This window comes from Streptomyces sp. NPDC054932 (assembly GCF_053610205.1).
Genome location: NZ_JBSGXU010000065.1, coordinates 27809 through 40383, shown reverse-complemented (window position 1 = coordinate 40383; position 12575 = coordinate 27809). Strand labels below are relative to the sequence as shown.

3 protein-coding genes are annotated in these 12575 nt (G+C 67.1%); 1 reads left to right on the top strand and 2 read right to left on the bottom strand.

Features of this window, described 5'->3' with window-relative positions; translation table 11 throughout:
• Positions 1–263: 263 nt before the first annotated feature.
• Both ACWGE1_RS19490 and ACWGE1_RS19485 read right to left on the bottom strand, forming a co-directional pair.
• Positions 264–1001 carry a 3-oxoacyl-ACP reductase family protein gene (locus tag ACWGE1_RS19490; RefSeq protein WP_453421733.1) on the bottom strand — a complete coding sequence of 246 codons (738 nt, stop codon included), beginning with the start codon at positions 999–1001 and terminating at the stop codon, positions 264–266.
• Positions 1002–1172: 171 nt separating this feature from the next.
• Entirely contained in the window at positions 1173–4295 is a 3123-nt protein-coding gene (locus ACWGE1_RS19485; RefSeq protein ID WP_453421732.1) for a DNRLRE domain-containing protein, read from the bottom strand.
• A 575-nt stretch (positions 4296–4870) separates the two neighbouring features.
• Between ACWGE1_RS19485 and ACWGE1_RS19480 the strand changes: the two genes are divergently transcribed.
• On the top strand, positions 4871–12232 hold the full coding sequence (locus tag ACWGE1_RS19480) for a polymorphic toxin-type HINT domain-containing protein (RefSeq protein ID WP_453421731.1): 7362 nt from the start codon (positions 4871–4873) through the stop codon (positions 12230–12232).
• Positions 12233–12575 lie beyond the last annotated feature (343 nt).

The following is a 12575-nucleotide window of genomic DNA, read 5'->3' as shown; positions in this document are numbered from 1 at the left end:
GCCGACACCCCCGGGGCGGGCTCCGCCCTTTCAGCCCCGCCGGCGTTTGAGGCGCGGGGTCCGGGGCGGAGCCCCGTGCACACAGCCCGCACCCGCCCGCCGGGGCGCGCGGCCCCGGGACCGCCCGCACGCCCGGCGAGGGCCACGCACGCCCGGCGAGGGCCACGCACGCCCGGCGAGGGCCACGCACGCCCGGCGAGGGCCACGCACGCCCGGCGAGGGCCACGCACGCCTGGCGAGGGGCCACGCACGCCCGGCGAGGGCTACGCGGCGTGGCCGCCGTCCACGGCGAACTCCGCTCCCGTGACGTACGAGGCGTCCGGCCCCGCGAGGAAGGCCACCACGGCCGCCACCTCCCGCGGCGCACCGAACCGCCCCAGGGCCGTCATCGCCGCCTGCGCCCCCGCGTACGGTCCGTCCGCCGGGTTCATGTTCGTGTCCACGGGCCCGGGGTGGACGATGTTCACGGTGATCCCGCGCCCGCCCAACTCCCGGGCGAGGGCCCTGTTCAGCCCGATCAGCGCCGACTTGCTCATCGTGTAGAGCGTCCCGCCCGGCCCCGGCACCCGCTGGGCCATGCAGCTGCCGATGGTGATGATCCGCCCGCCGGGACCCAGGTGCGCGGCTGCCGCCTGCGTGGTGTGGAACACCCCGCGCACGTTGACCGCGAGTACGCGCTCCACGTCCGCCGGAGCCAGGTCCTCCAACGGCCCGAGCAAGCCCACCCCGGCATTGTTGACCAGCACGTCGAGCCGCCCGAAGCGCCGTACGGTCTCCCCGACGGCGTTCGCGACCTGAGCGGCGTCCCCCGCATCGGCCCGCAGCGCGACGGCCCGCCGCCCGAGCGCCTCGACCTTCCCGACGACCTCGGCCGCCGCCTCCGCGTCGTTGACGTAGGTGATCGCGACATCGGCCCCGTCCTCGGCGAACCGCAACGCGACGGCCGCCCCGATCCCCCTGCTCCCACCGGTCACCAGCGCGACGGTGCTGCTGCTGTCCATGCCGTTCCTCCCGCATCGATTGGTTGCTGCTTCAATCAAATCTCCGCGGGATCAACACCGCTGGCAGGAATCCGACCTGGCGTTGTCCATGCGGGGGAGGGGGAACGCGCAAGCGCCCCGCCAGGAGTGATCCCCCGGCAGGGCGCTCGCGGTTACCGCTCTTCGTCCTGACTAACCGATGGTCAGGAAGGTGTTCCAGCCGTCCTCGTCACGACCCATGGGGCTCCCGATCGTGTTGGTTCCGCCTTGGAAGATCCATTGGTTCTCGTTGGTCCCGACGGCCCAGATGTCGGGGATGCCGTCACCGTTGGCATCGGGGGTGCCGAGGACCTTGGGGTAGGCGGCCCTGCCCCAGCCGGTGGTGGCGTAGGTGTAGTCCTCGGCGCCCTCGGAGTTCGCCTTGGACTCCAGGGACGTGAGGTCGACTCCGCCGTTGACTCCCGGCTTGCCCTTGCGCAGGGCCAGGCCGCGGTTGGCGTTGGTGTTGTCCCGGAAGATCAGGTCCGGGACCTTGTCCCCGGAGACGTCCCGGACGCCGACGATGTCGCGGCCTGCCCAGCCCGTGGCCATCTTCTTGTAGGAGGCGAAGCTGGAGCCGGTGTAACCGGAGAACACCCAGAAGCCGTCGGCGTCCAGGGCGAACAGGTCGCCCAGGCCGTCGCCGTCGGCGTCCTCGGTGACGACGAGCTGCCGGAAGACGGACGGGTCGGGAGCGCTGAGCGGCATCTGCATCTGCATGCGGCGGCCGACGTCGAACTGGCCGGTGCCGGTGCCGGGGTAGATGTAGAGCTTGCCGTCGGGCATCCGTGCGATCAGGTCCGTGAGGCCGTCTCCGGGATACCAGTCGGTGGCGTGACCGATGAGCGCGGACTGGCCGGTGGCCGGATCCTTCCAGTACCCGGGGGCCACGGGCTGGCCGTTCTCGACCGCGCCGGGGATGTAGGCGTCGGTGTCACCGACGCTGTCTCCCGCGTAGGTGCGCAGGTTGCCGTCCTTGTCGATGGCCAGGAGGTCGGGGTGGCCGTCTCCGGTGACATCGCCGGGCTTGTCCTGGCCGGGCCTCGGCCTGACGAGGAACCCGTAGACGCTCTGGGTGGAGATGTTGCCGGACTTGCTGACGGTGCGGACGTAGAGGACGTTCGGACCGGAGGTGTCCACCTGGAGCGGGACGGAGGCCACGTCGCTGCCGGCGGTGGGCACGGCCTTCTGGTCGAAGAGGGGCCGGTTCAGGCTCCACTGGTACTCGCGGATGTCCTCCGCCCTGGCGCCGTTGCCCTTGATGGTGAAGGTCTGCCCGGGCGTGCTGGCGGGCTCCGTGCTCCACTCGCTGAAGGTGTCGCCCTGCGGCGGGAAGGCGGCGGAGGAGACGGCGGGGTTGGGCGGGACGGTGTGGCTGACGGTGAAGGTGCACCATCCGGTGCTTCCGGAATTGAGCGGCCCGCTTCCGCCCGACCACGCGCCGTCCTTGTCCCTGGTACGGGAGAGCCAGTAGTACGTCTGGCCATTGGTAAAGGTGTCCAGGGGTACCTCGGCGGTGACGACGCCATCAATGTTGGCCGGCAGCCACTTGTCGTAGACCGGCCCTCCGCCGGCGGCGGGCCACACCTCGACCTGGACCTGGTCGAGGTTCTGCTGATCGGGCCTGTCGTCGCGATCGGAGCCCTTGACCTGGAAGGTCACGTTCGTCTTGCCGATGGCGGTGCCGGAGCCGCTGGTCTGGCACGGGCCGCCGGGGATGGTCTGCATGTTCGCCGCGACGGGGATGTCGGGACGGTTGTTGTAGACGACCTCGATGTACGGAGCGGTCTCGCCGTTGGCGATGAACTTCTTCCAGTAGTACGAGTCCGACTCGTTCGGGGCGGCGAACCCCAGGGACAGCGCCCCCCAGCCGCTGCCGGCGGCTTCGGCGACGAGGCCCTTGATGTCGGGTGCGATCCAGTTGTCGGGGCACGAGCTGTTGTAGCCGTATCCCGCGTACTCCGAGGCGACCACTTTGCCCCAGTGGGCCGCGTTGTCGGTGTTGTTCCAGGTACTCGACGACGAGATGTACGGGGTCGAGAAGATGAGCATCTTCTTGCTGTCGCACGACCACGAATAGGTCTGCAACGCCCGGACGCTGGCCGAGATGATTTCGGAGCCGTGGAGCTGACTGCCGAAGTCGAAGTTGAATATGGAGCGGGATGTTCCGCCGGAGGTGGACTCGTATCCGACGCGGGCTTCGTGCGTGCCGCTCGCGTTGAAGTTCTGCCCGTTGTAGAAGCTTGAATTTCCTGCAGTCTTGTAAAGAAGGGTCCAGGCGTGCTTGTGCCCCTTGAATGAGGGGTCGATGAAGACCGGATATACCGTTTCCGGAGCGTTGAGCAGCGCATTGTCCGGGGTGAGGGACAGTGCATTGTCGGCGAGCGCCGCCGCGACGGGCTTCAGGCGCGCGCCCTCCGCGCCGGCCAGGCCGGCCAGGGCCAGCGTCGGGTGCTGCTTCGCGACACCGGTCGGCTTCCAGGCCGGCTTGTCGTCGGTGGTGGCGACCTTGCCGCTGGAGTCCCACATCATCGGGGTCGGCGAGCCCGCGATCTCTTCGCCCTTGGCGTCACGGGCGCTCAGCGCGTCCGACTCGTCATCAAGGTGGAAGGTCATGTCGGGGCTGGCCAGGCGGTACTGCAGCTGTCCCAGCAGTGGATCGGCCGCAGCCTGCTTGTCCTTGACGATCAGCAGGTGCGAGTAGCCGCCGTCCTGCGCGGTCATCACCAGGTCGATCCCGGGGCGGACGTTCTCGTACAGGGCGCGCGGGCCGTCGATGACGGGCGCGGGCAGGGCACCGGGCCAGCTGACGGTCATGTCGTGGCCGCCGGTGTTCAACCGGACCAGCTCGGACCACACTTGGCCGGGTGTGTCCTGCCGCAGCGACACCCGGTTCACGGCACGCGAAGCGCGCTCCTCGCCACTGGCCTGCTCCTTCGACCCCCCACTGAAGAAGACACGGCCGTTGACCGCCTTGGCCGCGTAGCCGCCCTCCACCCGCTCCAGACCGGTGTCGATGGGCTTCCACCGCCCGTCCACGTTGGCACGGAAGGCCGAACTGAAGATCTGCTTGCGGAACGACCCGTCAGGCTGCGCCCATGTCGTGGTGTTGGCACTGCGTGCGGCAGTGACCTCAACCTCTTTGCCGCTCTTCTGGGCCAGTCGCCGCGCCTGCGGTTCGTCGACCGGAGCATCCTTGTCGGGTCGGCTGTGCGAGGTCCCGTCGCCGATCACCTGAACACCGACCGGCACCGCGACGGCGGTGGCCAGCAGCACGGCCAGACCTCCCAGGGCACGCCGGCGCCTGTACCACCGACGCGCGGGTACGGGGCCTTCTGCTGACCCAGCCCCTGTTGGCGGACTTTCGCCCGCGGAATCACTGACAGACACGACGTACTTCTCCCCCCTCGGGCGCCCGACTTTGCAGCCCTCGGCACTCACTAAATGATTGCGGCCATTGGCCTCAAGAACTGCAACGGCCGGCCCCGCCCGGCCGTTGAGGCACAGGGCGTGCGAGCTGAGCATGAACCATCCCGGCGACATCTTCATCCCCGGCATTCACCGCAGGGCGCGCCGTTAGCGACTGATTTGCTCCGATTACCCCAGGGTAGACACCCCGGCAAGTGACAAAGCCCACAGCGGATATCGGAACCATGGCTTTTCCGGCCCGCTGGTCCCAGAATCGGTGATTCATTGTCAGTTTCCTGCCGGCCGTGTGCCATTGCCGTGGCGGCAGATCGTGGGGGGTCCGCATGTCGCCGTTCTCGGCGAATTTCCGCCTGCCCGGAAACAGAAAGGCGCGCGCAGCACGCGCGCGCCTTGCCGGGCGCGTCGGCATCACACTGTCCGTGGTGCTGGCCGCAACTCTTCTACCCGCCGAGGCATGGGCGGCACCACCGGGCGACCGCAGCGGCGTTGAGCTGCCGGGGCTCCAGAAGGACCCCAAGGCCAAGCCCGACCAGGCCGCCATGGACGCGCTCGGTCGATGGGTCGGTGATCCGCCGAACACGCTCGAGGGGTACGCGCCGACCGCTGTGGCGCCGCCCGTGGAAGCCTCTGCCAGCATCCCGCTGGCGCCGGTCCCTGCTGCCGACTTCGTCCAGGTCGGCTCGCTGCCGGTCAGCATCGGCAAGGTCCCCGGGACCGGTACCGCACCGACGGGCACCTGGTCGGCGGCCGTCGAAGGCCGAACGAAGACCGAAGCCGCCGGCGTGGACGGCGCCATCATCAAGATCACGCCGCCGGTCGACGCAGTGAACCCGGTCGACATCGCTCTGGACTACTCGAAGTTCCAGGACCTGTACGGCACCGAATGGGCCTCGCGCCTGAAGCTGCGGCAATACCCCGCGTGCTTCCTCGACCACCCCGAACTGCCCGAATGCTCGGTCTCCGTAGACGTTCCGAGCTCGAACGATCCCGGCGGCAAGAAGGTCATCGCGACCCTCGACCCGGCTGCGACCCCCGTTCAGGGCATGCAGACCATGAGCGCCGGCAGCGCCGCCGGGGCCATGGCAGTCGTCGCCTCCGACGGAGCGGCGGGCGCGGGCGGCTCGTACAAGGCCACCTCCCTCTCGCCCTCGGGCTCATGGACCGCGGGCGGCAGCGGGGGCGGCTTCTCCTGGACCTACCCGCTGACGGTGCCCCCGGCACCGGCGGGACCCACCCCGTCCATCGCGTTCTCGTACTCCTCGCAGGCGGTGGACGGCAGGACGTCCGTGACGAACGGTCAGGCGTCCTGGGTCGGTGACGGCTGGGACTACAACCCGGGCTTCGTCGAACGCCGTTACCGCTCCTGCTCCGAAGACCTGAATGCCTCGTCAAGCGGCAAGCCGAACAACGACAACACCACGGACAAGAAGAAGGGCGACCTGTGCTGGGCCGGCGACAACGTCGTCCTGTCCCTCAACGGGTCGACGACCGAACTCGTCCACGACGCCGCGAGCGGCGCCTGGGTCCCCGCCTCCGACGACGGCTCCAAGGTCGAGCTCAAGACCGGCAGCGGCAACGGCGCGAAGGACGGCGAGTACTGGGTCGTCACCACGCGTGACGGCATGCGCTACCACTACGGGCGCCACAGCGTCGGCACCCACGGGGACGGCACCTCACCCACGACCGTCACCGACTCTGTCTTCACCGTCCCGGTCTTCGGCAACCACCCTGGCGAGCCCTGCTATCAGGCGGCCTACGCGAACTCCTCCTGCACCCAGGCATGGCGCTGGAACCTCGACTACGTCGAGGACATCCACGGCAACGCCATGATCATCGACTGGGCGAAGGAAGAGAACCGCTACGCCAAGAACGAGAAGGTCAACGAGAAGGACCGCGCCAAGGTCGGATACATCCGCGGTGGATACCCGACCCGCATCCTCTACGGACTCCGCGCCGACAACCTCGCCGGTGCCCCCGCGGGCCGAGTCGAGTTCGGGGTGGAGCAGCGGTGCTTCGAGGGGAAGGACATCTCCTGCGCCGAGTCCCTGTTCGGTTCCAAGAACGGAATCGGATGGTATGACACCCCCGCCTCCCTGAACTGCAAGATGGACGCGGCGACCTGCGAAACCTTCTCCCCCACGTTCTGGTCGCGCATGCGCCTGGACCGTGTCACCACTTACGGTCAGCGCACCGAGGGCTCGACGGCGCTCACCAAGGTCGACCAGTGGGCCCTCAAGCAGTCGCTGCCCAAACACCGCACGGACACGAGCCCCCCGCTGTGGCTGGAGTCCATCACCCGGACCGCCTACGGCGCCAAGAACAGCACCCTCGGCGTCTCGCTCCCGCCGGTCTCCTTCAAGGCCAATGAAGTCGACATGCCCAACCGGGTCGTGAAGGCCGACGTCAACGGGAAGCCGGACGCCGCACCGGACTTCGACAGACTGCGCGTGGAGACCATCCTCACCGAGACCGGTGGCGCGATCGAGGTCAAGTACTCCGCCCCGTGCGCGAAGGGGACGAGCGTCCCCGACCTGGCGAAGAACACCACACGCTGCTTCCCCGTGCACTGGTCCGCGGACTCAGGACTGGATCCGGGCAAGGTCCCGCCGATCGAGCTGTTCAACAAGTACGTCGTGGACAGCGTGGTCGAGAGGGACCGGGTGGCACAGCGCCCCGACGTCACGACCAGTTACAAGTATGAGGACGCCGCCTGGGCCAAGGAGGACGACGAGTTCACCAAGCCCGATCGCCGTACGTACAGTCAGTGGCGCGGATACGCCAGCGTGCTCACCACCACGGGTACGACGGAGAACGCGGGCAAGGCCACCGCGACCGAGCAGGCCCAGACCCGTAGGCGGTACTTCCGTGGCCTGTCCACCGATACTGCCAAGGTCATCGTCAAGGATTCCTCGGGAACGGAAGACCTCGGCGAGGACCTGCCCCAGTACCAGGGTCAGGTCGCCGAGACCATCACCTACAGCAAGGCCGGCGGCAGCGTCGAGAGCCGCGAGCTGACCTGGCCGCGGAGCATGGAGACGGCGAGGCGCAAGAGGCTCGAGAGCAGCGATCTGGTTGCGTACCAGACGGGAGTCGCCCGGACCGACGGCATCGAGTCCGTCAGTGGTGGCAAGTCCCGTGTGCAGAGAACCCTCAGCACTTATGAGGGGAAGGAGGCGTACGGCCTCCTCAAGTCGACGCAAACGGATGTCCTGGAGAACAAGGGCACCGGGTGGACCACCGTCAAGCAGTCCTGCACCCAGCCCAAGTACGTCCACAACCCCGCAAGCAACCTGATCGGTCTTCCGTCCGAGGTGATCGAGACGACAGGTGACTGCGCCGGCGGTGGTGTCGAGGCCGGCACGCGCCTCAGTGCCACCCGAACGTCCTACGACGCGGTCAACGCCTTCGGCGCCGCGCCCACCAAGGGCCTCCCGTACCAGGTCGACAGCACTGACGCGGCAGGCACCGGCTGGACGACGTCCGGCCGCACCGAGTACGACGTGCTCGGCCGCGCCATCAAGATGTACGACGCCGCGGGCAACCCGTCGAGCACCGCCTTCAGCCCTCCGACCGGACCGGCGTTCTCCACGACGGCGACCAACGCCATCGGGCACACGGTGACCACCAAGGTGGACCCCGCCCGCGGCAGCGTCCTGGAGACGACCGACGCGAACGGTCGCAAGGTCACCACGGCCTACGACGAGCTCGGCCGGAGCACCGAGGTCCGGACGCCTTCGCAGAAGTCCACCGATCCGGCGGCCTACACGTTCGAATACCAGATCGCCGAACTCAAGACGCCGGCCGTCATCTCCCGCACCCTCAAGGACAACGGCACCTACAGCACCTCGATCGCGATCTACGACGGATTGCTGCGACCGCGCCAGACCCAGACCGAGGGCCCGGGCGGCGCGCGGCTGATCACCGACACCCTGCACAGCGCGAATGGGACCGTCAGCCAGACCAACAACGGTTACCTCGCCGAAGGCAAGCTGAGCACGGAGCTCTACGTCCCCAAGTCGGTCACCGAGGTACCCAGATCCACCCAGACCGCGTACGACGGCCTCGGTCGCGCCGTGCGCGTCACCACCCTGGAGAAGGGCGAAGCCCGGCAGTCCGCCCTCACTGAGTACGGCGGCGACTGGACCCTGACCCGTAGCGGGATGTCGCCCACCGGGTCGGCCCCGCTGCCCGGCAGCCGTGCCGCCAAGACCTGGACCGATGCCCTGGGCCGCACCTCCGAGATCGAGCACTACACCGCCACCGACCTCAGCACGTCGACCAAGACGGGCTACACCTACGACGTGCGCGGCAACCTCACCAAGGTCACCGACACGGCCAGCAACAACTGGACCTACAGCCACGACGCCCGCGGTCGGATGACCTCGTCCGACGACCCCGACACCGGCAAGTCGACGTTCACCTACAACAACCTCGACCAGCAGGTGTCGACGACCAACGTCTACAACGTCACCCAGTACACCTCCTACGACGTGCTCGGCCGTAAGACCGCGCTGCGCGACGACTCCGAAACCTCGGACCCCATCGCCACCTGGACCTACGACACCCTCCCGGGCGGCAAGGGCCAGCCCGTTGCCTCCACCCGCAAGTGGGGCACCGGCTCGTACAAGACCGAGGTCACCGGCTACGACAGCGAGTACCGGCCGACCGGATCGAGGGTCACCGTCCCGGACCTGCCCGCCACGAAGGGCCTGGCCGGCAGTTACGCCTACAGCACCACTTACACCCCCACGGGCAAGGTCCAGTCGACGACCCTCCCCGCCACCATCGGTGGTCTCGCCGCCGAGAAGCTGATCACCCGCTACAACGCCGACGGCATGGTGCAGACCATGTCGGGCCTGTCCTGGTACACCTCCGACACCGTCTACAGCCCGTACGGCGAGATCCTGCGTACTGCCTCCGGCAACGCACCCCACCGCGTGTGGACGACGAACACCTACGACCCGCACACCGGTCGGGTCGCCTCGGCGACCAGCCACAAGGAGACGCGCGACTCCGCGTCCAACTCGAATCTCCTCTCCTCGATCGGCTACACGTACGACGCGGTCGGCAATCCGACGGCCATCACGGACACCTACCCAGGTGCCACCCCGCAGTCCCCCGCCCTCGTCGACCGTCAGTGCTACACCTACGACGCCATGGGCCAGCTCGTTCGCGCCTGGACGGGCAAGACGGAAGGCTGCCCCACCAGTCCCACGGGTCCGGCGCGCACGGAGGTGGGATCGGGTACGCCGGGTGATGCCTACTGGCAGGACTATCAGTTCGACGCCATAGGCAACCGCACCAAGCTCACCGATCGCGACCCCACCAACAGCGCCCTCGACGACGAGACGACATACACCTACGGCGTGGAGATCACGGGCGGCGCCCTTCCGAACCCCAAGAAGCAGCCCCACGCCCTGACCAAGGTCAACAAGACCACCAGGACGCCCGGCTCCACGGTCGACTCCCTGTCCACCTACACCTACAGCGCGGCGGGCAGCACCAAGACCCGCACCATCGACGGTGACACCCAGACCCTGAACTGGGACCGCCGCAGCAAGCTCCTCTCGGCCACCAGCCCCGGCATCGGCTCCGTCGCGGTCACCGGCCTCTCCGGCAAGTGCCTCGACGTCCAGGACGGCAGCACCGCCGACGGCACTCCCGTCCAGCTGCTGTCATGCAACGAGACCAAGCCCCAGCAGTGGCGCATCACCGGCGACACCGTCCAGGCTCTCGGCAAGTGCCTCACCTCCGAGAACGGCAAGGCCGTCCTGAAGGCCTGCAAGCCGGGCGAGCCGAGCCAGAAGTTCACCTACCGGGAGACGGACAAGGCCCTCATCACCGGCACCAACCAGTGCCTCACCGTCCCCAACGACAATGACGCCGAGGGCAACGACCTCCACACCTTCACGTGCGCCAGCCCGGCCGCCACGCCGGCTCAGCAGTGGAGTTTCGGCAACGTCACCAGCTATCTCTACGACGCGTCCGGCAACCGGGTCATCCAGGACACCGGCAGTGCCCGCACGCTCTACCTCGGCGAAACCGAGATCACCGTCGACAAGGCCGGCAAGGCCATGGACGCCGTCCGCTACTACAGCAGCCCCGGCGCCCCGACCACGGTGCGCCGCACCAACGGCAAGTCCACCGGCCACACCCTGTCGCACCTGCTCACCGACCACCACAACACCGCCACCATCAGCGTCGAGCAGAAGGCCGGCCAGCCGACCGCCCGCCGCAAGTCCGACCCGTACGGCAACCCCCGCGGAAGCCAGCCCGCCAACTGGCCCGGAGACCGTTCCTTCCTCGGCACGGGCACGGACGACAACACCACGGGCCTGATCCACATCGGCGCCCGCGAATACGAGGCCGGCACCGGCCGCTTCATCACGGTCGACCCGGTCATCGACATCACCGACCCGCTCCAGATGAACGGGTACACCTACGCCAACGGCAACCCCATCACCAACCTGGACCCGGACGGCCTCAAGTACTTCGAGGGTGACAGCGACGGCGGCTTCCAGGCCGAGGCCAGCAAAGTGGTGGAGGTAGCGCAGAGGCGCATCACCCAGCGTGCGGCCCGGGAGACCGCCTGGAATCAGGCCAATAGGACTGTAAAGAAGAAGAAGCCCTCGACCTGGACCAATATCTGGACAGGTGTGGTTCGAGGGTGGGCGAGTGCCGATCAGGTGGCTCCCCACGGTCCGATTCTGTCACTCCTCGGTATCTCCGGACGCGATCAGGCCAACTGGCTGTTCAAGAAGTTCGGTGTCGAATCCGACGAGGACTCCTGGGAATCGATCATCGCCGAGGTACTCGCGCCAATGCCGCCCGCGGCCAAGGCGGCAGCGGGGCCGGGGTTGGTACGGAAATCTGCAGCAGCCGTTTCCCGCTTGTTCAAGAAGCCGCCCTGCAACAGCTTCGTCGCCGGAACCATGGTCCTTCTGGCAAACGGCGGCAGTAAGCCGATTGAAGAGTTGGCCTCCGGCGACGAAGTGCGGGCCACCGACCCCGAAACCGGTGAGACCGGTGCCAAGGCGGTCACCGCAACCATCTATACCGAGGACGACAAGAAGTACACCGACCTCAGCATCCAGACCAGTGATGGCGTCAAGACCATCACTACAACGGATCATCACCCCTTCTGGTCTGAATCCGACCATGTCTGGAAGGACGCCGGAGACCTCAAGCCGGGCGAGAACCTCCGTACCGACGATGGCGAATCCGTTGCTGTAAGCGCGATCCGCACGTACGAGGCCTTCAAGGAGACCTACAACCTCACTGTCGCCGACCTCCACACGTACTATGTGGTTGCAGGGGCCACCCCCGTCCTCGTCCATAACTGTGGCGGTAGCTTCACTGCCGGAAATAGGCAGTGGGTCAACAGCTACGGCGGATCACTGAAGAGACAAGGGATCTCGGCGACTGAAGAAGATGGATTGATTGAGGCGGTGGTGCGCTCGCCGAAGGATGTTCCTGGGCTCCCCAGTGGATCGCAGATGCTCGAAGGTGCGATATCGGCCTTCGAGGGTGTGGGGCGGAAGATAACCGGCATTCGCGCATCATGGAACTCTACTGATGGTTTGACCGGAAATCTCGACAGCTTCAACAAGGCAATCTTGGAAGGTGGAATGACACCCGACGAGGCAGTCTGGAAAACGTTCACCGGAAAATTTGCTCAGCGAAAGGGATTCACGAACGCGTGGATCGACAAGGATAACTCCCTGCCAATGCCTGGAGGCGGATACAGGGAGATCATGGTGCACTTTACGAGGCCGGGGGGGTAAGGGTGAGCTCAGAGAGTCAGTGGTCCGATATGAATAGAACTGCTCGACTTCTTCAGGAGTGTTGGGCAAGCGAACGGTCGATCATCGGCGTCTTGCGTCTCCTGTTGTCGGACCTCGGTCCAAGTGACGATCCTGGAGAAATCGCCTTTGGTGTTACTGTCTGCATGCACCATGCATTCGAAATGCCCTTGAGGGATGCAAAGCGCATCACGAGCTGGCATGCAACTGGAGGCTTCCTCTCGGATACCGAGATCGAGCAGAGGATCGGTACCCTGGTGCCGCGTGATCCGAAGTCTTGGCCTCGGGACACACCTTGCTGAATGAGAAGTGACGATGGGTTCCC